Source organism: Lachnoanaerobaculum saburreum DSM 3986 (genome assembly GCF_000185385.1).
GTDB classification, from domain to species: Bacteria; Bacillota; Clostridia; order Lachnospirales; family Lachnospiraceae; genus Lachnoanaerobaculum; species Lachnoanaerobaculum saburreum.
In genome coordinates this window covers 1,929,485-1,954,170 of record NZ_GL622296.1, presented here as the reverse complement: position 1 = coordinate 1,954,170, position 24,686 = coordinate 1,929,485, and the positions used below count along the sequence as shown (strand labels likewise).

The following is a 24,686-nucleotide window of genomic DNA, read 5'->3' as shown; positions in this document are numbered from 1 at the left end:
AGAGGAAAAGATGTTTGATAATTTAGAGGACATAGTAGTACATTATGATGAAATCATGGCTGAACTTGCCGGCGGTGATGTAGCAAATGATCAGAACAGATTTAGAAAGCTTATGAAAGAGCAATCTGATCTGGCACCGCTTGTGGAAACTTATGGTGAATATAAAAAAGCTAAGCAACTTCAAGAGGATGCACTTGAAATGCTTGAGATGAATGATGAAGAGATGAAGGAAATGGCAAAGGAAGAGCTGGCTGAAGGCAAGAGGCTTGAAGAGGAGCTTTCAGATAAGCTGAAAATTTTACTTTTGCCAAAGGATCCTAATGATGATAAGAATATAATGCTTGAGATAAGAGCGGGTGCAGGCGGTGATGAGGCGGCACTCTTTGCTATGCAACTTTATCGTATGTACGTTCATTACGCGGAGACACAAAACTGGAAAGTTGAAATGATTGATGTAAATGAAAACGGTATAGGCGGATACAAGGAAGTTGTAGCTATGGTAAGCGGAAAGGGTGCTTATTCCAAGCTGAAATATGAATCCGGTGTACATAGAGTGCAAAGAGTACCGGAGACAGAATCAGGTGGAAGAATACATACTTCTACAGCTTCGGTGGCAGTTATGCCGGAGGCGGAAGAGGTGGATGTTCAAATAGATATGAATGATGTCAGAATAGATGTTATGAGAGCCAGCGGCAATGGTGGACAGTGTGTCAACACTACCGATTCGGCTGTGCGTCTTACACATTATCCTACAGGTATTGTTATCTATTCACAGACTGAAAAGAGTCAGCTACAGAACAAGGAAAAGGCTTTCACACTTCTCAGATCAAAGTTGTATGAGATTGAACTTGAGAAAAAACAGAGTGCTGAGGCGGCGGACAGAAGAAGTCAGATAGGTACAGGAGACAGATCGGAAAAAATCAGAACCTACAATTTCCCACAGGGAAGAGTGACTGATCACAGAATAAATCTGACACTTTATAAACTTGATAAGATAATGAATGGAGATATTCAAGAACTTATAGATGGTTGTATAGCGGCCGATCAGGCGGCAAAACTGGCTAAACTCAATGAACAATAGGAGGCAATAATCATGGAAACAAAGGATTTGGATTGGGGAAATATAGGATTTAACTATAGGATTACCGACTACAGATATATCAGCAATTTTAAAGATGGAAAATGGGATGACGGAGAGCTTTCAACTGACTCAAATGTTACTATAAATGAGTCGGCAGGCATTTTACAGTACTGTCAGGAGGTCTTTGAAGGGCTTAAGGCCTATAGAACAAAGGAAGGACATATAGTCACATTCAGACCTGATCTCAATGCAAAGAGAATGTATGATTCGGCAAATAGGCTTGAGATGCCTTCTTTCCCGGAGGAAAGATTCCTTGAGGCGGTTGATAAGGTTGTGCTTGCAAATGAAGCATGGGTGCCTCCTTTCGGCAGTGGAGCTACACTTTATATAAGACCGTATATGTTTGCTTCATCACCTGTAATCGGTGTAAAACCGGCAGCGGAGTATCAGTTTAGAATGTTTACAACACCGGTAGGACCATACTTTAAGGGTGGCGCAAAGCCTATAACAATTACAGTCAGTGATTTTGACAGGGCTGCACCCAGAGGAACGGGACATATAAAGGCGGGACTTAACTATGCTATGAGTATTCATCCGCTTATGGAGGCTCATAGAAAAGGTTTTGATGAAAATATGTATCTTGATGCCGCTACAAGGACATATGTTGAGGAAACAGGCGGAGCAAATTTTATCTTTATTACAAAGGATAAAAAGGTAGTTACACCTAAATCAAATTCTATATTGCCGTCTGTTACAAGAAGGTCACTTCTATATGTTGCAGAGCATTATCTCGGAATGAAAACTGAAGAGAGACCGGTCAGGTTTGATGAGGTTAAGGATTTTGCAGAGGCGGGACTTTGTGGAACTGCGGCAGTTATCTCACCGATAGGCAGAATATATCAAGGTGAAACAGTGATAAACATACCGTCAGGAATGGAAGGTATGGGAGAAATCACAAAGAAGCTTTATGATACTCTTACAGGAATACAGATGTGTGAGATTGAAGCACCGCAAGGTTGGATAAGAAAAATAAAATGAAAAAGTTTAATGTAAATATAGAAAATGAAACTTATATGTATGAGGAGGGTACAAGTTATTTTGATATTGTAACGGAACACAAGAGAAAAGCTCTGCTTGTCAAGGTAAACGGTAAGCTTCAAGAGTTGCATAAGACATTAAAGAATGATGTTAATCTTGAATTTGTCACATTAAGTGACGCTATAGGAAGATCTATATATGAGAGAAGTGCAATACTTATACTTCTAAAGGCTATAGACGATATTTATGGAAGTAGTATAAGTCCAAGAGTAGAATTTTCCACAGGTAACGGACTTTTTGTAAGACTTGGCAGTAAGACGGATTATGATGTAGAGAAGATAAATAATCATATGAGAGAACTTGTGGATGAGAATATCAGAATTGAAAAGACAAATGTACACACTGATTTGGCCATAAAGATGTTTCATGATGCCGGATTTTTTGAAAAAGAGAAGCTTTTCAGATTTAGAAGAGTATCAAGAGTGAATATATATAAGCTTGAGGACTATATTGACTACTACTACGGATATATGGTGTATTCAACAGGATATATTGATAAATTCAGCTTGACAAGGTATAAGGACGGTATAGTTTTGGTTATACCGAAAAAGGAAAATCCTGAAACAGTGGAAGAGTTTGTACCTGAAGAGAAGATTTTTAATGAACTGAATAATGCAAGTATCAATGCGATTGAGATGGGTGTATCCGATGTAGGTTCGCTCAATGAGATGATTGCAAACGGCATGACTAATGAGATGATTCTTATTTCTGAAGCGTATATGGAAAAGAAAATAGGAGATATTGCTGATGATATTATAAAGAGGGGAAATGTAAAGCTTGTTATGATTGCAGGACCTTCCTCATCGGGAAAGACTACATTTTCACACAGGCTCAGTATACAACTTATGGCACACGGTATAAAGCCGCATCCGCTTGAGGTGGACAATTACTTTAAGAACAGAGAAGATACTCCCAGAGATGAGAAGGGTGAACTTGATTTTGAAAATTTGGATGCTATGGATATTGAACAGTTTAATACAGATATGCTGGCTCTTTTAGACGGTGAGAGGGTTGAACTTCCAAGCTTTAATTTCAAAACAGGTCAAAGAGAGTATAACGGAAATTTTTTAAAACTTGGCAAGGATGATATATTGGTTATTGAAGGTATTCATTGTCTGAATGATAAGCTTTCTTACAGATTGCCAAATGACAGCAGATATAAAATTTATATAAGTGCATTGACTCAGCTAAATGTTGATGAGCATAATCGTATACCTACTACAGACGGCAGACTTCTTAGAAGGATGATTAGAGATGTCAGAAAGAGAGGCATTTCACCCACAAAAACTCTTGCTATGTGGGATTCTGTCAGAAGAGGTGAGGAGAGGAATATTTTTCCGTATCAAAGCAGTGCGGATGCCACCTTTAATTCCGCTCTAAACTATGAAATCGCAGTACTAAAGCAGTATGTCGAACCTGTTTTATTCAGTGTAAAAAAAGACTCTAAAGAGTATCCGGAGGCAAAAAGGCTTCTTAAGTTTTTGGATTATTTCCTTGGAGTACCAAGTGACAATGTACCGTCCAATTCTATATTGAGGGAATTTATAGGCGGAAGTGCATTTCATGTTTAAAATATTCACTAAATATCTTTAAAAGGTCACCTCCACATTTATTGTGAAGGCGACCTTTTTATTAAATCGGTTATTTAAATCTTGATACAAAATTTTGTATTTTTATGGTCGGTGACAGGCTCTTGCTGATTGAAACATCATGGTTATATGAGTTTATAATAGCGGCGAGATATTTTGTCATATCGGCTTCTAAATACCAAGGCCTGTTTAAAAGCTCAGGGTTTCTGTAGTGCACATTGGTAGTACATACATAATTTATAATTCCTTGAGTATATAATTCATCAAACTTCTCAAGTCCATTTGTGAACAGAGCAAATGTGGCACATATAATAATTCTTTTGGCATTTCTTTTCTTAAGCTCTTTTGCAGTATCAAGCATACTTTCACCTGAAGAGATCATATCATCCACTATGATTACATCCTTACCTGCTACATTACTACCTAAGAATTCATGTGCGACGATAGGATTTCTACCGTCTACAACCTTTGAATAATCACGCCTCTTGTAGAACATACCCATATCCACTCCAAGATTATTTGCAAGGTATACGGCTCTGCTCATAGCTCCCTCATCAGGGCTTATAATCATCATATCATCTTTGCTTACCTTCATATCTGGTATATTTGCAAACATTGCCTTGACAAATTGATAGGTCGGCATGAAGTTGTCAAAGCCTGTAAGCGGAATAGAGTTTTGTACTCTCGGGTCATGTGCATCAAATGTGATAATATTGCTGACCCCCATATTTACAAGCTCTTTTAGCGCCAATGCACAGTCAAGAGATTCCCTTTTTGTTTTCTTATGCTGCCTGCTTTCATATAAGAAAGGCATGATAACATTTACTCTTTTTGCATTGGCAATACAGGCGCTGATAATTCTCTTAAGATCCTGATAGTGATCATCCGGTGACATATAATTGGTGAAGCCGTTCAGCTTGTAGGTAAGTGAATGGTTGAGTACATCTGCCATTACAAATACATCTGTACCACGAACAGATTCGTTGATGACACCCTTAGCTTCACCTGAACCGAATCTCGGGCAGGCAATATCAAGAAGATAGTTGTCACAATCATAACCTCTGTAGTGCAAATCCAAATGAGAATTCATAAGCTCTGTAGTATCATTTCTTCTGAATTCCACAATATAGTCGTTTACTCGCTTTGCGAAGTCATAACAACTTTCAAGTGCAGCAATTTTTAGCGGTGCCACCGGCAATTGATCTTTAAATACGAAATCGTTTGACATTTCTTTCTCCCGGGTAGTTAAAATAAAGACAGTTCGGTTGAACTATCATGAATATCCATTTACGAAAAATACTATACACTATGTAAAATATGAAGTCAATAATATAACATTTAATCTCTTGGTGATAAGATTTCAAATCATACATAAATCTTGTGAAAAATAACAGTATTATTTATATATTTTATTTTTGCAATAAATTATTCCGGTATTGTCCCGGAGACAGTTTATATCTGTTTTTAAATATTCTGCAAAAATAGTTACTGTCACTGTATCCGCAGATCGCTGAAATATCATCTATAGAAAGTTTTGTTGAATTCAAAAGAAATATTGCCTTGTCCATTCTGATTTCATGGATGAATTCAGTAACAGTTTTACCCAACTGCTTTTTAAATACGGCACTTAGGTAGTTTTTACTCACATGTAAATATGAGGCAAGAATTGAAAGACTGAGTTTATCGGCATAGTGCATTTCAATATAAGATATACTTCTGTTAACCACCTCTGTATATTGGTGAAGTGAGTGGTTTTTTGCCAGAAGGCAGTACTTTTTAATAAATTTTCTTGTAACAATATTGATATCGGTAATAGTTTCTGTATTACATATAGCTATTGCCATTTCCTTAGATATGCTGTCAAGATAGTATGGATGTATTTTATTTCTATACTGTAAAGTTTTTCTGCATAATGTACCTAAAACTATAGCTAAATATTTGGCATCACGGTAGTAATCCATACTTCTACCATCCAATTTCATTGAGCATAAAGCTTTATAGGCTATCATTGCCTTTGAATAGTCACCGGATGATAATATCTTTAAAAAATTTTCTTCTATCTCATATCTTTCCTCAATATTTTTTATTGCAAGCAATTCATTATCTTTATATTCCTGATGGTTCATGGTTTTCTCCAATAACAGCCTAAAATATATCTGCGTGATAATAATACCATAATATTATGCTACTTTAAAGATAATAACTCACTTCTTAAATTATCAAATTTAATATAATATTTTAATTAATATAATATCTTAATAAAGTCTGAAAAATGGAGGTAATTTATGGACAGTAACGGAATACATAGGGCCAAGTTATGGCAAATAGGTGGATTTGCACTAAATAACACAGCTACAAATTTGTATTTGTTTTTTATGAATTTTATCAGTTATTATCTGGTGGGATTCGTAGGAGTGGGAGTGGTATTGGCATCTACCATTATTATGAATATGAGAATCTGGGACGGTATTACAGATCCTTTTATAGGATATATTGTAGATAAGACAGATTCTAAATTTGGAAAAAACAGACCCTTTATGCTTATAGGAAATATTATATTGGCTGTATTTTCATTTTTGATAGTTCATGTAACACATCTTGCACCTGAGAAAAGCAGATTATCGGTATTTATTATTTTGTATATGATCTATATTATAGGATATACTTTCCAATGTGTTGTTACAAAATCGGCACAGACCTGTCTTACAAATGATCCTAAACAAAGACCTATGTTTACAATATTTGACGGTATTTACAATACTATACTCTTTGCGGCGATACCTGTTTTGGTATTTCAAAATCTTATACCTAAGTATGGAAAATTCACAGAAGAATTTTTCCATGAATTTTGGCTTATAACGGCAGTTGTATCCGGAATATTTACAGTTATCGCAATATTTGCGATATCAGGAAAAGACAGAACGGAGTTTTTCGGACTTGGAAAACCTACAAAGATCAGACTGAGAGATTACTGGGAAGTTTTATCAAAGAACAGAGCAATACAGATGCTTATAGTTTCCGCATCTACAGATAAGCTTGCTCTTACAACACAGACTAATGCAGTGGTTGTAATCATGGTATACTCAATAGTTTGTAAAAATACGGCAGCCGGCGGTCAGGTTGCAGCTTATACGGCAATACCTACGGCACTTATGTTGTTTTTCGGTGTGGGGTATATTGCAAGATACCTTGGACAAAGAAAGGCAATGCTCTTTGGTACAATAGGCGGACTTGCAACATGCATACTTTCAATAGCGGCATTTTATGTTTTTGATCCTACAACTTTAAAATTTCCGGGAAAGGGATTTACAGGTTGGAATACATTTACAATAGTATTCTTAGTATTATTCCTGCTTATGAAGGGATTTACAGGTGTATCAGGAAATATAGTGATACCTATGACTGCGGACTGTGCAGACTATGAGGTATATCGTTCAGGTAAGTATGTACCGGGACTTATGGGTACACTTTTTTCATTTGTAGATAAGCTGATTTCATCACTTGGAGCTACAATAGTCGGACTTTGTTGTGCGTCTATAGGATTTAAGGATGCACTTCCAAATGTTGATACACCGATGTCCCCTGCAATCAAGGCGGTTGCAATGTTTTGTATGTACGGACTTCTTATAATCGGACTTGTTTGCAATCTTGTTGCTATGAAGTTTTATCCTTTAACAAAGGAGAAGATGGAAAGTATTCAGAATAAAATAGCTGAGATAAAGAAAAGATCTGAAAATGCAGGAGTATAACAGAGCGGATATAATTTTAGGAGAATATATGAGAACAATAGATAATTTGAATAAGGATTGGTTTTTTAAAAAGAATACTGAAGTCACAAAAACAACGGTTGCAGATGATACCTGGGATATTATAAATTTACCACATACATATAACGGATTTGACGGACAGGATGGTGGAAATGACTATTATAAGGGAAAAGCTGTATATATTAAAAAAATTGCCAAACCGCTTGTATCACCTGACAGCGATTTTATCTTAGACTTTGGAGGCGTAAATTCTGTTGCAAGAATATATATTGACGGCGAATTTGTACAGGAACATAGAGGCGGATACTCAAGATTCAGAGTTAATATCACAAGATTTTTTGAGAAAAAAAATACTGTTACTCTTGCTGTGGAAGTGGATAACAGTAATAAGTCTGATGTATATCCTCAGATGGCGGATTTTACTTTCTATGGAGGTATATACAGAAATGTAAGCCTGATATCAGTACCTAAGACCCGCTTTGATATAGAATATTATGCAGGTAGCGGTGTGACGGTTACATCAAAGATAGACGGAGATGATGCAATAATTGATATTACCGCCTATATAAAAAATCCTCAAGAGTCGGATATGATTATGGTTGAGGTGGCAGATGATGATTACGAAGATATCGGGGCAGTTGTTGTACCTGCAAATAATATAACAAAGTTGAGCCTTAAGATAGATAATGTACATCTTTGGAACGGTCTTGAAGATCCGTTTCTTTACTGTCTTAATGTAAAACTTGTAAGACATAATGAAGTGCTTGACAATGTAGAAATAAACCATGGTGTGAGAGAGTATTATGTAGATCCGGATAAGGGATTTTTCTTAAATGGAAAGAGTTTACCTCTTAGAGGTGTAAGCAGGCATCAGGACAGACTCGGCAAGGGTAATGCGCTTGATGATATGGATCATTTTGATGATCTTGATTTGATTCTTAACATAGGTGCAAACAGTGTAAGACTTGCTCATTATCAGCAGGATGACTATTTCTATGAGCTTTGTGACAGATATGGACTTATAGTATGGGCAGAAATTCCTTTTATATCAAGAATGAATAAGGATGCTAAGGCACATGAGAATGCTATGGAGCAGATGAAAGAGCTGATTTATCAAAATTATAATCATAGCAGTATACTTTTTTGGGGAATTGCAAATGAAATAACCATAGCAGGGTATATTCCGGGACTTACAGATAATTTAAAAGAACTTAATGAGCTTGTAAAGAGCATTGATAAATCAAGACTTACGACAATGGCTCAGGTATCAATGTTGCCTATGGATTCAGACCACAATCAAATTACAGATATATTGGCATACAATCTATACTTTGGATGGTATTCAGGTAAATATACAGATAATGAGGTTTGGTTTGATGAATTTAGAAAGATGCATCCGAATAGGGCCGTAGGACTTTCAGAATATGGTTGTGAAGGTATTATAAGTTGGCATTCAGATACACCTGTCTGCAAGGACTATACGGAAGAGTATCAGGCAGAGTACCATGAACATATGGCAAAGCTTCTTAGTAAGAGACCTGAAATCTGGTGTTCATATGTTTGGAATATGTTTGATTTCGGCTGTGATATGAGAGATGAAGGCGGTGTAAAGGGAAGAAATAATAAGGGTCTTGTAACTATAGACAGAAAGGTTAAGAAAGATTCATTCTATGTATACAAAGCATATTGGTCAAAGGAACATTTTGTCCATATTACAAGCAAGAGATTTTCAATCAGAAGTAATGAAAAGATAAATATAAAGATTTACTCAAATATGCCAAAGGTAAGACTTTTTGTAAACGGTGATGACTTAGGTGAAAAAGAAGGCGATAAGATTTTTATATTTGAAAATTTAAGACTTGATATGGGTGCAAATTATATAAAGGCGGTCGGTATAAATGATGATGTAAAAAGATCTGACAGAACAACCTTTATCAGAGAAGATAAGCCTTTTACAGGATATATAAAGCCTGTAGAAGATGAAGACGAAAACGGAGTAAAGAACTGGTTTGAGGATATGGATACGGAAAGCCTTGATGTAAAAAAACTTGAGTTCAATCCGGAATACTTTAGCATAAAGGATACTGTAGAAGATGTGGTAAGAAATGATGAAGCCGGAAATATTCTGATATCAATTGTAAATCAGTTTGGAACAATGAAGATCAAAAAGAGTATACTTAGAATAATGGGAGGTATGCTTGTAGAGGAAATGGATTCGTTCATAAGTGATCAAAAGGCGGATCCGAAGAAAGTATTTGCACTTATAAATAAGAAGTTGCAGGAAATTAAGAAATAAATTTGTGATAAGAAAGCTGTTACTGTAAAAAGTAGCAGCTTTCTTTACTTTACAAAAACATGTGAGATTGTTATTATATGAGAGATGACAGTAGTCATTTGCTATTTATAATGAGTGGAGTAAGATGAATTTTCATATAATAAAGAGTGTTGCCAAGGGGTCTATAGCTGAGGAACTGGAGATAGAGCCGGGAGATAAGCTTATATCCATAGACGGCAATGAGATAAAAGATGTTTTAGACTATAGATATTATATAAATGCCGAGGAATTCACTATGGTGATTGAAAAGCCAAACGGTGAGGAGTGGGAGCTTGATATAGAGAGTGACTATGATGACATAGGACTTGAATTTGATGAGGGGCTTATGAGTGACTATAAGTCCTGCACGAATAACTGTATTTTCTGCTTTATAGACCAGATGCCGCAGGGAATGAGAGAGACTCTCTATTTTAAAGATGATGACTCAAGATTATCGTTTTTACAAGGCAATTATGTCACACTTACAAATATGAAGGATGAGGATATTGACAGGATAATAAGATTCAATCTGGCACCTATCAATATATCAGTGCATACCACAAACCCTGAACTTAGAAAGAAGATGCTGCACAATCGATTTGCAGGTGAATCTCTAAAGTATATAGATAAACTCTATGAGAAAAATGTGCCTATGAACGGGCAGGTGGTGATGTGTCCGGGCTACAATGACGGTGAGGAGCTAAGGCGTACACTTAATGATCTGCTAAAATATGCACCGGTTATGGAGAGTGTATCTGTAGTTCCCGTAGGTATCACAAAGTTTAGAGATGATTTGCCCAGGTTGACACTTGTAGATAAGGACAAGGCAATAGAAACTATCAATATAATAGAAGAAATTCAACAAAAAGCAATGGATAAATGCGGTATGCATTTTGCACAGGCAAGTGATGAATTTTATTTGATAGCAGGAAGACAGATGCCCTCTGAAGATACTTATGACGGCTATATACAGCTGGAAAACGGTGTAGGTATGTTGAGACTTCTAAGTGAAGAAGTGAAAGATGCTATAGAAACATTGAAAGTATCAAAAGATGATATCAAAAAGTTGGAGACCATAAGCATTGCTACGGCTATTTTACCGGCACATTCTATGGAAGAACTTTTAAAAGAAATAGAAGAAAAGTTTCCTGCAAAAAAGATTAACCTTTATGTTATAAGAAATGATTTTTTTGGTGAAAGAATTACAGTGGCAGGACTTTTAACCGGAGTTGATATTATAAATCAGCTAAGGGGAAAAAATATTGGAGACAGGCTTTTACTTTCTGTAAACATGTTTAGAAGCGGTGAAGAAGTATTATTGGATGATCTGACCAGATCGGATATTGAAAGAGAACTTGGAGTCAAGACTGTGATAGTGGGTCAGTCAGGATATGATCTGGTAAATGCCATAGTATCTGATAATTATATAGAAGAAAATGCCTATAAGGCATATGAAAAAGGAGTTAAAAATGAGTAAACCCGTAGTTGCCATCATAGGTAGGCCGAATGTAGGAAAATCCACATTATTCAATGCCATAGCAGGTGAACCTATTTCCATAGTGAAGGACACACCCGGAGTAACAAGAGACAGAATTTATGCAGATTGTACATGGCTTGATATGAATTTTACACTGATTGATACCGGTGGAATCGAGCCTGAAAGCAGTGATGTTATACTTTCACAGATGAGAGAGCAGGCAGAGATAGCCATTGAAACAGCTGATGTAATAGTATTTATTACAGATGTCAGACAAGGATTAGTGGACTCTGATTCCAAGGTTTGTGATATGCTTAGAAAATCAAGAAAACCTGTGGTATTGGCGGTAAATAAGGTGGACTCTATTGCAAAGTTCGGAAATGATGTATATGAGTTCTATAATCTGGGTATAGGAGATCCTGTGGCTATATCAGCCGCATCAAGGCTTGGAATAGGTGATTTGCTGGATGCTGTGGCAGTGCATTTTAAGAGCAAGGGAAATGAAAGTGAAGAGGATGATGACAGACCGAGAATAGCTATAGTAGGAAAGCCGAATGTAGGTAAGTCATCCATTATAAACAGACTTACAGGTCAAAACAGAGTTATTGTGTCTGATATCGCAGGTACTACCAGAGATGCGATAGATACTGTTGTGGTGAACAACAAGCAGGAATATATATTTATTGATACGGCAGGTCTTAGAAGAAAGTCAAAGGTAAAAGAGGATATTGAAAGATATTCCATTATCAGAACCGTTACAGCGGTTGAAAGAGCCGATGTGGTGATTCTTGTAATTGATGCAAGTGAAGGCGTTACAGAGCAGGATGCCAAGATTGCAGGTATTGCACATGACAGAGGTAAGGGTATTATAGTTGCGGTAAATAAGTGGGATCTTATAGAGAAAAATAATAAGACTGTTTATGAATATACCAATGATATAAAGAGAGTACTGTCTTTTATGCCATATGCAGAGTTTATCTTTATATCCGCATTAAGCGGACAAAGACTCCAGAAACTGTTTGAACTTATTGATATTGTCAGAGAAAATCAAACTCTTAGAATACAGACCGGTGTACTGAATGAGATTATCTCAGAAGCTACGGTAATGCAACAGCCGCCATCCGATAAGGGTAAGAGACTGAAAATTTTCTACGCTACACAGGTAGCTGTTAAGCCGCCTACATTTGTTATATTTGTCAATATAAAGCAGCTGATGCACTTCTCATATCAAAGATATTTAGAAAATAAGATAAGAGAGGCATTTGGATTTAAGGGTACATCTATCAGATTTATTATCAGAGAGAGGAAAGAGGACAATAAGTAATGCTTAGGATTTGGCTGTTAATAATAGGGTATTTTATCGGAAATATTGAGACGGGATATATATTCGGCAAGCTCAATAAAATGGATATCAGAAATTACGGTTCAGGCAACGCAGGGGCGACAAATACACTTAGAGTACTGGGTGCCAAGGCGGGATTGGTAGTCTTTTTAGGCGATTTTTGTAAGTCGCTGATACCATGTTTGGTTGTAAGATTTATCTTCAGAGATAATGTAAGCTTAAGCTATATCTATATGTTATATATCGGACTTGGAGTGGTGCTTGGCCATAATTTTCCTTTCTATCTGGGATTTAAAGGCGGAAAGGGGGTAGCATCTACAGCAGGCATAATTTTGGCACTTGATATCAGAATAGCCTTAGTATGTTTGATTGTATTTATAATTACAGTTGCAATTACAAGATATGTTTCATTGGGTTCTATATTTGTAATGATTATTTTGATAGGTATGTCTCATTTCCTTGTCAGGTTCAGTTATGGATTTGGAGACGGACAATCTTCTATGGAGTTTAGACTTTTGACGGCTGCTATAGGAGTTCTTTCCATATTTATGCACAGGGCAAATATAAAGAGACTGCTTAGCGGAACTGAGAATAAAATAGGGAAAAAGGTGGAAAAATGAAAACAGCTGTTATCGGTTCAGGTACTTGGGGTATGGCACTTGCCAGACTTCTCTTTGACAACGGACATAGTGTAAAGGTATGGTCCGCCATTGAAAGTGAGATAAAAGAACTTAGAGAAAAACGTACACATAAGAATTTACCAGGGATTATCTTTGATGAGGGCATAGTATTTGAAGATGATTTGGAGAAAGCTATGGAAAGTGCCGATATTTGTGTTTTGTCTGTACCTTCTATTTTTACAAGAGCTACAGCAAAGAAAATGTCTCCGTTTTATAAGAAAAATCAAATCATTGTAAATGTTGCAAAGGGAATAGAAGAAAACACTTTAGAGATACTTTCAGATCAGATTTCGGATGAAATAAAAAATGCCGATGTAGCGGTACTGTCAGGTCCAAGCCATGCCGAGGAGGTGGTAAGACTTCTGCCTACAACCTGTGTGGCGGGTGCCAAAGATATGGAGACTGCAAAGCTTATCCAATCTGTATTTATGAGTCCGGTATTTAGAGTATATACTTCTACAGATATGCTTGGAATTGAACTTGGGGGTTCATTAAAAAATGTTATAGCTCTGGCAGCAGGTATTTCAGACGGACTCGGGTATGGTGACAATGCCAAGGCGGCACTTATTACCAGAGGGATTGTTGAGATTAGCAGACTTGGTACTGCAATGGGTGCCAATATTGATACTTTCTATGGACTTTCAGGTATCGGAGATTTGATAGTTACCTGTGCAAGCAAACATAGCAGAAACAGAAAAGCCGGTATGCTTATGGGACAGGGTAAGACTATGGATGAAGCTATGAAAGAAGTGGCAATGGTGGTAGAGGGTGTGTATTCCGCAAAGGCTGCAAAGGCTCTTGCAAGTAAGTACAATATCTGTATGCCGATAGTGGATGAGGTGAATGCCGTGCTTTTTGAAAATAAAGATCCGAAGCAGGCAGTGGATGCTTTGATGCTTAGAGATAAGATAGCGGAAAAGATTGGAATATAGGTATGAACACAAATATTGAGTATATGGCAACTCACTCGGTTGAGGACATAAAAGAATATTTGAATATAAATTTAAGCGGACTTACTGAAGAAGAAGTGCTTAAAAGCAGAGATAAAAACGGGTCAAATAAGGTAAAAAAAGAGAAGAAAAAATCAATTGCGGAAAGATTGGCGGAAGCGTTTATAAATCCGTTTACAGTGGTGCTTGTTTGTCTGGCTGTAGTTTCTACCATAACAGATATTATATTTCCGATGCTACATATGTTCGGAAATACAAAAAAGGATTTTAATCCGGTTACAGTGGTTATTATACTTACAATGGTATTTGTGTCAGGTGTACTGAGATTTATTCAGGAGAGCAGAAGCGGTGATGCTGCGGCAAAGCTTTTAGCCATGATTACCACGACATGTACGGTGACAAGGCAAAATAAAAGCCATGTTGAGATTCCGCTTGATGAAGTAGTGGTAGGTGATATTGTATACCTTTCAGCCGGTGACATGATTCCGGCAGATGTAAGGATAATAGATGCAAAGGATCTCTTTGTGAGCCAGTCAAGTCTAAGCGGTGAAAGTGAGCCTATTGAAAAACTTGCTACAGTCTGTGAAAAAAAGGACAATATCACGGAGTATACAAATATAGCTTTTATGGGTAGCAATATCATATCGGGAAGTGCCGCTGCAATAGTTATATCTGTAGGAGATCATACATTATTTGGTTCTATGACATCGGCAATAGCCGGTGAATCTGTTGAGACCAATTTTACAAAGGGTGTAAATGCGGTTTCATGGGTACTGATTCGCTTTATGCTTGTAATGGTACCTTTAGTATTTGTTTTAAACGGTATTACAAAGGGAAACTGGGTTTCAGCATTTTTGTTCGCTATATCTGTTGCGGTAGGCCTGACTCCTGAGATGCTTCCGATGATTGTGACCGGCTGTCTTGCAAAGGGTGCGGTGTCAATGAGCAAGAAACAGACTATTGTAAAGAATTTGAATTCTATACAAAACTTTGGTGCTATGGATATTCTATGTACGGATAAAACCGGAACTCTGACACAGGACAGAGTAGTACTGGAGTATCATCTGAACATAAAGGGAGATGAAGATTCAAGGGTATTAAGATACGGTTATCTTAATAGCTATTTTCAGACAGGTTATAAGAATCTTATGGACCTTGCCATCATTCAAAGGACTGAGGAAGAGGAGGCAAACGACTCACAGCTTCTTGACTTGTCGGAAAATTATAAAAAAATTGATGAGATACCGTTTGACTTTAGCAGGAGAAGACTTACTACAGTGGTACAAAATCATTCCGGTACAATAAAGATGGTGACTAAAGGTGCTGTTGAAGAGATGCTTTCTATATGTTCCTATGCGGAGTATAACGGAAATGTACAACCGATTACCAATGACTTCAGAAAAAGAATTTTGAAAACGGTAGATAATCTTAATATAAAGGGGTTTCGTGTACTTGCCATTGCCAGAAAAGATATAGAAAAACAAAGTTGCAGTGTGGATGATGAATGTGAAATGATACTTATGGGGTATCTGGCATTTTTAGATCCTCCAAAGGAGTCTGCCGCCGGTGCTATAAAAGCACTTAAAGAGCATGGTGTCAGAACAAAGATTCTTACAGGAGATAATGAAAAGGTTACAAAAACCATATGCACTCAGGTAGGTCTTGAAGTAAGAAATATGCTGCTTGGCGGTGATATTGAAAAGATGAGTGATGAAAAACTTAGAGAAGTGGCAGAAGATACAGATGTATTTGCCAAGCTTACGCCAAGTCAGAAGTCAAGAGTTGTATCGGTGCTTAGGGAGAACGGACATACAGTAGGTTTTATGGGTGACGGTATCAATGATGCGGCGGCTATGAAAGTGGCTGATATAGGTATCTCTGTGGATACGGCGGTGGATGTTGCAAAGGAGTCGGCAGATATCATACTTCTTGAAAAAGATCTGACTGTATTAGAGTCCGGAATCGTAGAAGGACGAAAGACTTTTGCAAATATGATTAAGTATATCAAGATGACCGCATCATCAAATTTTGGAAATATGTTTTCAGTACTTGGAGCTTCCGCACTTTTACCGTTCTTACCGATGGAAAGCATGCATCTTATACTACTTAATCTTATCTATGATTCATGTTGCAGCGCAATTCCATGGGACAATGTGGACGAAGAGTTTATCAAGCTACCGAAAAAATGGGATGCTTCAAGTATCGGTAAGTTTATGATATGGATAGGGCCTACAAGCTCAATCTTTGATTTTGCAACATTTATATTTATGTACTTTGTGTTCTGTCCACATTTTGTAAGCCATGGAGTGACATATAATAATCTTGCAAGTCATTTTAGCGGTAATGAACTTAATCAGATGAGAGCTACCTATGTGGCAATGTTTCAAGCAGGTTGGTTTGTAGAGTCTATGTGGAGCCAATCACTGGTTATACATATGATTCGTACAATGAAACTGCCGTTTATACAAAGTCGAGCATCAGCTCCTCTTGCATTGCTTAATTTCTTTGGAATCATAGTCATTACCGTAATTCCTTTTACTCTGCTTGGTAAAACTGTCGGATTTGTTTCATTGCCGTTGCCATACTTTATATATCTTATACCATGTATATTTGCATATATGATACTGGTTACAGCAGTAAAAAAGGCTTATATACACTGTCACAAAGGGTGGCTGTAACAGTGAATAAAGCCTGTATACTCTTATTTTTGTTGAAGGTCTGCCCTTGGTGTAACTACTATTGACCAGTTGGAATGATAGATTACAAAGCCCGGGGCGGCACCTGCAACTTTTTTTATATTCTTTTTTTGGATGTAGTCAACCTCAACCTTATCGGCATCCTTTGCCTTAGAATAAAAGGCGGCAAGTGAAGCGGCCTCTTCATAAACCCTGTCAGGCAATTCCTCCTCATTATTTGATTTTAAAATAACATGAGAACCCGGTATACCTTTGGCATGAAACCACCAGTCATTACCTGTAGCGACTTTAAAAGTAAGCTCTTCATTCTGGTAGTTATTTTTGCCTACATAAATATCATAGCCGTCACTTGAGATGTAATGATAAGGATGTGAGGTAATCTTTTGCTTTTTGGAAGAAGAGTGTTTTTTGATATATCCGAAGTCTACAAGCTCCTGACGAATCTGAGACAGACTCTCATCATCACTTGAAACTTCTAAAGCGGTCTGAATGGATTGCAGATGTTCTATATCACTTTTTGTCTTCAAAATCTCTTCACTAAGAGCCTTTGTTGTTCTGCTAAGCTTTGCATACCTGTCATAATATTTCTTTGCATTTTCCTTTGCGGATTTATTCTTATCAAGCGGAATGGTGATTTCCTTATTATCATCATAGAAATTCTCTGCGGTAAAGGAGCTTTCACCACCCTTTAAACTATAGCCGTAAGTATTTAAGAGATCACCATATACTCTGTAAATATCTTTTTTATCAGCATCCTGAAGTTGTTTTTCCTGCAAATCGTACTTTTTGCTTGCTCTTTCAAGTGCCGTATTTACTATTTTTCTAAGGTCAAAACTCTTTTGTCTGTTGAGTAAAAAGACCTCACGAGCATAATAGTAGTCATATAACATCTTGCTGACAGAAGTGTAGTCTACTTCATTATAACTTTCATTTTTATATGAAAAAAGCTTGATAGAGGAAAATTCAAGCGCTTCTTCACCTTTATATATAATATTCGGATTGAAATTATGTGTATTTATGTCCTCTAAGAGATTTTCTATTGTATGAAACAGGTGAGTATATTCCAATTCACTTAGTGAAACACAAGAGCTTTGTGAGGAGAGTGAAGCACGAATTATAATTTCCTCTGCTATAAGAGGGCTGATACCTGCAAAGTTCATATATATTGACTTTGAAAGAGTATACTCTTTTGATTTTAAAATCTCTGTAAACTCTTTCAATTCAATATTTAAAAGCTCTTTTTTTTGTAGTTCTTTTGGTAAGAAGTATTCTCTTCCCGGCAGTACTTCTCTGAGTGAACTCATATTTGCAGATATTCGCTTGATGGAATCAATTATCTTATTATTTTCATCTGTAAATATGATATTTGAATGTTTGCCCATTATCTCAACATACATTTTTTTGCGGCTGAGATCTCCAAGCTCATTTAAGTGTTCAAGCTCAAAGCAAAGTATTCTTTCCAAACCCACTTGGAATATATTTGTTATCTTTGCACTGCCTATATATTTTCTAAGTAACATCAAAAATGCCGGGGCAACCTTAGGTGCCGGCTTATTTATATCTGTAAGGTATATTAAAGGAAGCGAAGCACTTGCAGATATAAAAAGTCTATAGGTTTTTGCATTGTTCTTTATTGTAAAAATAAGCTCATTTTCCTCAGGCATGGAAATCTTTGATATTCTGCCTCCAACCAGATTTGAATGAAGCTCATATGATAAATTTGATATAACTATACCGTCAAAAGCCATTGTTTACCTCTGTTCTAAAATATACAGATTAGTATAATTCTATATCTTATAAAATACAACATTGATTTTATATTTTATAGATATTAAGTTTCTGTCATAATTATGCAATAAAATTTATGAATGGAATTTCCTTAAGTTTGTTAAAAAAATGAACAAACTAATTGTAAGATAATATAATATGCATATTAATGTAGAAATATTGAATATATTCATACAAGTGTATATAAGTTCTTTATTATGTATATAAACTATGCTATAATTGCAAGCGTAATGGATAAAAAAAAATCTAATATCAATATGCTTAGTTTTATAATTATCTGAAAATATAGATAAAATTAATATATATATCTGCTTTAAGAGTTTTAAAAGCTCTTTTTTTACATCTTTGAGTTAGGTAATACTTACTGTTGTATTAATTATCATAGATGTATAAATTTGCAGAAAATAATTTGAAACCGAGTATCAAATTGATTATTTTAGAAAGGAGGTAGTAAAATCACAGTTTACTGATTTTATTTTTCATTCAATACAATATTAAATTTGACCACAATTATACTGGAGGGGGTACTTATTTTGTGAAAAGAACGTTTAGTAGAATATTTACGTTCATGTTTGTTTCTACATTAGGATTTACCAATACATTTTCAAGTCAGGGAGCCGTTACAAAGGGCAAGTGGGAATTGTCAGGCGATACTTGGAAGTTTTATAATGAGAAAAATGAAGTTCATAAGGGCTGGGTTGAGACTTCTTCAGGATGGTATTATCTTGATCCTGAAAGTGGAGAAATGAAAACCGGATGGCAAAATATAAACGGTGTAGAATATTATTTTGATTCCGCCAAAGACGGAGTGTCAGGACATATGCACACGGGATGGTATAAAAGTCCTGAGGGAAAATGGTATTTTTTCAATCCTGATCAGACAACCGGAGGCGGTATGCTTACCGGATGGCAGTGGATAGACGGATATTGTTACTATTTTGATCCTACACCCGGAAAAGAATCAGGTGGAATGGTTGCCGGAAAGACAACACCTGACGGGTTTAAGATTAATGAGAACGGACAATGGACTGATGACTCAGGCAAGGTACAGTATGTAGCGGGAAAGGGATTTTCATCAAATGCTTCATCAGGTAGTACAAATACTGTAACCGATACGGCAAAGAATAATGGGAAGACAGCATCAAGGAAAGGAAAATCATCAGGACATAGCGGCGGAGGCAGTTCGGGCGGATCATCAGGAAGATCCGGTCAATCAAGTAAGCCAAGTGAGAGCGAAAAGCCAAAGGCACCACAAAGTCAGGAAGAGAGCAGACCAAGTGAGAGCGAAAAGCCAAAGGCACCACAAAGTCAGGAAGAGAGCAGACCAAGTGAGAGCGAAAAGCCAAAGGCACCACAAAGTCAAAAAGAGAGCAGACCAAGTGAGAGCAAAGAGCCAAAGGCACCTGAAAAACAGGAAGAGAGCAGACCAAGTGAGAGCAAAGAGCCAAAGGCACCTGAAAAACAGGAAGAGAGCAGACCAAGTGAGAGCAAAGAGCCAAAGGCACCACAAAGTCAGGAAGAGAGCAGGCCAAGTGAGAGTAAAGAGCCTAAGGCACCTGAAAAACAGGAAGAGAGCAGACCAAGTGAGAGCGAAAAGCCTAAGGCACCACAAAGTCGGGAAGAAAGCAAGCCAAGTGAGAGCAAAAAGCCTAAGGAGTCTGAAAGTCAAGAAGAGAGCAGACCAAGTGAGAGTGAAAAAGAGACTGAGCAAAACAATGATGCTCTTACTGACGGAGAGTGGTACGGAACAGCCACATGGAGCAGATATAAGCTTCAAAGAGGTTCAAATGTCGTTAAGGTTACTATAAAGAACGGAAAGATTGAAAAAGTCGATTCGGTAGTATATACGGATGACGGTAAAATAGCGGGAAGCTATGAAAGAAAGAGAGATTATCTTCTTGAGAAGTTTAAAGGATTGGAAGATACTAAAGGTATCAAAAAGCAGTTGGATGAAGGAAGAGGTGAAGTTTATGATGCGGTCAGCGGTGCAACCGAAACTGCAAGAGGTCATTTAAGTGCTGTAGACAATGCTCTTGAGAGATCAAAGAAGTTTAAGAAAGACCATAAGGAACAAAAGATTGAGTATATCGAGTTTGCAAAAAGACCTGACAGTGTTGCAACAGGTCAAACCTTGGATCTTTCAAAAACAGTATTAAAGCTTCATCTAAAGGGTGGAGAGGTAAAAGAGATTACACCTGCAGAGTTTGCAGATTATGGAATAGTTACAGATCCTCTGCATGGAAGTACATTACCTTCACTGCTTGAGTTTGTACATGTGCATTTTAAGAATGCGGATTCACTGATAGATATACAAAGTGAGATTCAGGTAAGAAAGAAGTTAGGAAAGAAATATCCGGATAAGATAAAGATATCTTATGAAAACGGAGAGACAAAGGATATTGCCCTAAATAAAGATGAATACCGTTATACGGTCGAAGCTAAGGGTAAGGTAAAAGAAATGTCAATCTACTCGGGAGAAGAAGAACTCGGTAAGGCAAAGTATGACAGAGATCTTTCACAGTGGCGTTTCAATATGAAAGATATTCCGCATCCGGGATATGACGAGTGGGGATATGATATATATGCGGTAATAATAGATGTATCAAAGGACACATCAGAGATAGCATCATTTAACCTTGAGACAAAGCTTATAAAGAAGAATTACTATGTGGGAGACAGCCTTGAAATAGGAGATCTTGAGATAAATGCCGTTACAAAGAACGGAAACAACAAGGCATTTGTAGGCTGGGAAGCATGTAAGGCTGGAAGATTCACATCAAATCCCGACAACGGATATGTTTTTACAAATGATGATATCGGAGAAAAGACCATCCATATAAGTAAAACTATAGATAATGTGAGTGTTGAAAAGACATTTACAGTCAATGTATCCGATCCTAAAAAGCAGGCACCTGCAAAACTTGAGATTTATGCAGGAGAGAAAAAGATTACAACAGTGAATGTAGACTTTAATAAGTTCAGAGAAGCACAAGGATATCTGAAGATATTTAATGTAGAGATACCTAAAGAATATGAGAACTGGAACAAGGATACATTCAGTGTAAAAGCATACAATGATGAAGGAACACTGCTTGAGAGTAAAGTAGGAAAAAAATACAGTGTACTTACAGTAGACTTTAAAAACTACAGAGCTTTCCATGAAAGTGGCGGCTATGTATGGATTGGATTTAAGTTTGTTGAAACAGCAAAGCCTGAGCAAGTATTACCTGCTACAGTTGAATTGTATGATAAACAGGAGCTTATCTATAAGAAGACCGGTATTACAAAGCAGGAATTTGAAAGCAGCAATGCACATTTAATGCTTGATGTTACAATACCGAAAAAGTATGAAAATAAATGGGACAAAGACACTTTCACAGTAAAAGTACTGGATGCAAAGGATACACAGCTAAGTCACAGTCTTACAAAGAGTGACAATATTTTAAATATTGCACTTTCAGACTATCATAGTCCACAGTTTGGAAACGGAAGTATCGGACTAAAGTTTAAATATGAGGGCGGTGAAAGTGAGACAGGAGATATCAAGACTGCAAGGGGAGAAGCTCAGATGGAGACTTTCTTCTATAAGGCAAAGGTTTTGGTAACTTATAATGAAAAAACTGGAAAAATTATAAAGGTTCAAGATGACGGTACAGAACCGGGAAATGCCAATAACAGAAATTATTGGGATATGTCTGTAGAAATGTTTGAAAAACTTGTAGGAAAAACAAATGACAGTGTTGATACTGTTGATGCCGTTACGGGAGCAACACTTTCATCAAATGCAATTAAAAATGCCGTAAAGGCCGCTCTTCCAAAGGAAGCCGTTCCTGAGGCAACAAATATGGATGTGTTGAATTTGGTAGTGGACGGAAATAAGCACACTTACTACTATAAAAAGTATGACCCTACAAATACAAATATGACCTTTATGGTAAAAGGAAAGGATGTAACCGGCAAAACAAAGCTTGTAAGAAATCCGTATGTACCTAAAGTTTATTACTATGTAGAGGATGATCAAAAACTTACAGGTGATCTATACGGTACTGCCGATTTTCCGTACTCTTACTTCTATTTCGGAGAATTGATGAGAGGAAGAATTACACCACCGTCTAAGAGTAACGATCCGCAAATCGGACAGGAACCGGTTATGGTTCAAAGTATGAGTTTTGACGGAAAATATACTGATGTAAGTTCATCTACATCTAAAAACTATGGCAAATTTGCCACAGCTGTTTATAGCGATAAGAAGAAAAACAGTTATAAGATCAGAGGAGTTAAGACTCCGGTACAAATTGATGCGGAACTATATGCAAAGGTTAAGCTTTTGGCCGCAGTGGGAGCTGAAAACCACAGCGCACTTATTCCGGCAGTTACAAGTATGACAGCTCCCGACTCCATAACAGGAGTAAAGAGAGAGGTTACACAAAACGAATTGCCTACATATAAGGTTATTCATACCGATTCTTCGATTTCAGAACTGAAATCAAGTGATAATGCAAGTGAAATTGCTTATAATCCTTCAGATATCAAAGTATCATTAACAGATCAAAGCGAGTACGGAGATTATCAGATACATATTGAGGGGTTACCTGATGAAATCAAAGTTGATAAGAATGTATTAGGTGTTACATTTGAAGCAGGTGCAAGCAGTAACAGTGCAAGAATTTACGGCTTGTCACAGCTTGACAATATTTTGCCGAACGGAGACCTCGGATTTTCAGTTAATATGAGGCAAAAAGGCGGAAGATTGGCTCATAAGCGTTTTGAAATACTTTCCGGAAGCAGAATTTATAAGATAACTTATCTGCTAAATAATTATAAGAAATTTGAAATAGACGGATTGGAGTTATATATTCCAAAGAAGCTTGGAACAAATGCTGTACCTTCAATTTCTTCACAAACCGGATTTGATGATGAAAACGGAGCTAAAGTTATATTTGATATGAGTAAACTTCCGTATACAGGCTATAAGGTATCAGCACTGTACTTTGGAACCAAGGAGTCAGGAAAAAAACTTGAAGAAGGTTCGGATTATTCATTTGAAGAGTCTTCAAATACTTTGACAATCAACAGTACCGACTCTACTCAAAAAGGAAAGTATACTGTAGTATTTGAAGATAATAATAAAACTGACGGATATGTATCCACATCATTTACATTTGATGTAGGTGAAGCTTCGGGAAGCGGTGATGATTCAAATATAGTAAAAGAGGTTGAAGAAGAAATCACAAGGTTCGGATACTATGCGGCTCTTAGAGTTACAATTAACAAAAAGACCGGAACTGTTGTAAGTGTAGAGGACAATGATACCAATGCAGGGGCAAACAGAGGATTTTGGGCAAATGCACTGAATATGCTTCCAAGATTTGTCGGCAAAAAGGCATCAGAAATCGATACTGTAGACGGTATAAGCGGTGCAACAGTGTCATCAGATGCTATAAAAAAGGCTGTAAAAAAAGCATTTGCAGAGCAGAGCGGTTTTAGAATGGCAAATAGAGATATGTCAATGCAACCAAGGCTTGCTACTGACAGTAATGCTAAAAAGCCTTTAGAAAGAAAAAATGTGGATGGAGAAAATGATAGAAACGACTTAACAATTCCTTCCTATCACACAGAAAGAAAAGTCATTATGAAAAATAAAGTCGGGGAACTTTATGACCCTAAAAAACTGATTTTTTAGATAGTGTAATTAACTTTTAATAAGGCGATGCTCCATGGTGGGCATCGCTTTTATAGTGATTTTCTCTTAAAATTCTAAAATACATAAAACAGATTTGTATACATAATAATTTACCGGATGAAACTACAATAGATTTTTTATTAAATTATGAAAACGATTAGTCTGAATAGAGGATAGGCAAATTTATAAATGGAGCGTTGTAAAATAGATAAATGATTATC

The 24,686-nt window shown here is 36.7% G+C and carries 14 protein-coding genes; 11 read left to right on the top strand and 3 right to left on the bottom strand.

Annotated features, from left to right (window positions below):
* The first annotated feature begins 10 nt into the window (after window positions 1–10).
* Genes prfA through HMPREF0381_RS08965 form a run of 3 tightly spaced genes read left to right on the top strand, consistent with a single transcriptional unit; the run spans window position 11 to window position 3,750 of the window.
* Entirely contained in the window at window positions 11–1,081 is a 1,071-nt protein-coding gene (gene prfA / locus HMPREF0381_RS08975; protein ID WP_008751651.1) for a peptide chain release factor 1, read from the top strand.
* Window positions 1,082–1,093: 12 nt separating this feature from the next.
* On the top strand, window positions 1,094–2,119 hold the full coding sequence (locus HMPREF0381_RS08970) for a branched-chain amino acid aminotransferase (RefSeq protein WP_008751650.1): 1,026 nt from the start codon (window positions 1,094–1,096) through the stop codon (window positions 2,117–2,119).
* A complete protein-coding gene (locus HMPREF0381_RS08965) occupies window positions 2,116–3,750 on the top strand; it encodes a nucleoside kinase (RefSeq protein ID WP_040461337.1) in 1,635 nt (544 codons plus the stop codon). Before HMPREF0381_RS08970 ends, HMPREF0381_RS08965 begins: the two co-directional genes overlap by 4 nt.
* A gap of 70 nt (window positions 3,751–3,820) precedes the next feature.
* Here HMPREF0381_RS08965 and HMPREF0381_RS08960 read toward each other — a convergent pair whose 3' ends face one another.
* Together HMPREF0381_RS08960 and HMPREF0381_RS08955 are read right to left on the bottom strand one after the other, a co-directional pair.
* Window positions 3,821–4,996 (bottom strand): ribose-phosphate pyrophosphokinase, encoded by a 1,176-nt coding sequence (locus tag HMPREF0381_RS08960; protein ID WP_008751648.1) that lies wholly within the window; start codon window positions 4,994–4,996, stop codon window positions 3,821–3,823.
* Between the two features lie 181 nt (window positions 4,997–5,177).
* Window positions 5,178–5,894: a helix-turn-helix domain-containing protein gene (locus HMPREF0381_RS08955; protein WP_008751647.1), complete on the bottom strand. Its 717-nt coding sequence runs from the start codon at window positions 5,892–5,894 to the stop codon at window positions 5,178–5,180.
* Window positions 5,895–6,053: 159 nt separating this feature from the next.
* Between HMPREF0381_RS08955 and HMPREF0381_RS08950 the strand changes: the two genes are divergently transcribed.
* The 7 genes from HMPREF0381_RS08950 (at window position 6,054) to mgtA (ending at window position 16,976) form a co-directional block, all read left to right on the top strand.
* A complete protein-coding gene (locus HMPREF0381_RS08950) occupies window positions 6,054–7,517 on the top strand; it encodes an MFS transporter (protein ID WP_008751646.1) in 1,464 nt (487 codons plus the stop codon).
* Window positions 7,504–9,831 carry a glycoside hydrolase family 2 protein gene (locus HMPREF0381_RS08945; protein WP_008751645.1) on the top strand — a complete coding sequence of 776 codons (2,328 nt, stop codon included), beginning with the start codon at window positions 7,504–7,506 and terminating at the stop codon, window positions 9,829–9,831. Before HMPREF0381_RS08950 ends, HMPREF0381_RS08945 begins: the two co-directional genes overlap by 14 nt.
* Before the next feature lie 124 nt (window positions 9,832–9,955).
* On the top strand, window positions 9,956–11,326 hold the full coding sequence (locus HMPREF0381_RS08940; RefSeq protein WP_008751644.1) for a DUF512 domain-containing protein: 1,371 nt from the start codon (window positions 9,956–9,958) through the stop codon (window positions 11,324–11,326).
* A complete protein-coding gene (gene der, locus HMPREF0381_RS08935) occupies window positions 11,319–12,650 on the top strand; it encodes a ribosome biogenesis GTPase Der (RefSeq protein ID WP_008751643.1) in 1,332 nt (443 codons plus the stop codon). Before HMPREF0381_RS08940 ends, der begins: the two co-directional genes overlap by 8 nt.
* Window positions 12,650–13,288, top strand: a complete 639-nt coding sequence (gene plsY / locus HMPREF0381_RS08930) for a glycerol-3-phosphate 1-O-acyltransferase PlsY (RefSeq protein ID WP_008751642.1) — start codon at window positions 12,650–12,652, stop codon at window positions 13,286–13,288. Before der ends, plsY begins: the two co-directional genes overlap by 1 nt.
* On the top strand, window positions 13,285–14,280 hold the full coding sequence (locus HMPREF0381_RS08925; protein ID WP_008751641.1) for an NAD(P)H-dependent glycerol-3-phosphate dehydrogenase: 996 nt from the start codon (window positions 13,285–13,287) through the stop codon (window positions 14,278–14,280). Before plsY ends, HMPREF0381_RS08925 begins: the two co-directional genes overlap by 4 nt.
* A 2-nt stretch (window positions 14,281–14,282) precedes the next feature.
* Window positions 14,283–16,976, top strand: a complete 2,694-nt coding sequence (gene mgtA / locus HMPREF0381_RS08920; RefSeq protein WP_008751640.1) for a magnesium-translocating P-type ATPase — start codon at window positions 14,283–14,285, stop codon at window positions 16,974–16,976.
* A gap of 23 nt (window positions 16,977–16,999) precedes the next feature.
* Here the strand turns inward: mgtA and HMPREF0381_RS08915 are convergent, their stop codons facing one another.
* Window positions 17,000–18,742 (bottom strand): Rqc2 family fibronectin-binding protein, encoded by a 1,743-nt coding sequence (locus tag HMPREF0381_RS08915; protein ID WP_008751639.1) that lies wholly within the window; start codon window positions 18,740–18,742, stop codon window positions 17,000–17,002.
* Between the two features lie 575 nt (window positions 18,743–19,317).
* On the opposite strand from HMPREF0381_RS08915, the gene HMPREF0381_RS08910 reads away from it, so the two are divergent.
* Complete coding sequence (locus HMPREF0381_RS08910; RefSeq protein WP_154647095.1) at window positions 19,318–24,465, top strand: FMN-binding protein; 5,148 nt, start codon at window positions 19,318–19,320, stop codon at window positions 24,463–24,465.
* Window positions 24,466–24,686: the final 221 nt, after the last annotated feature.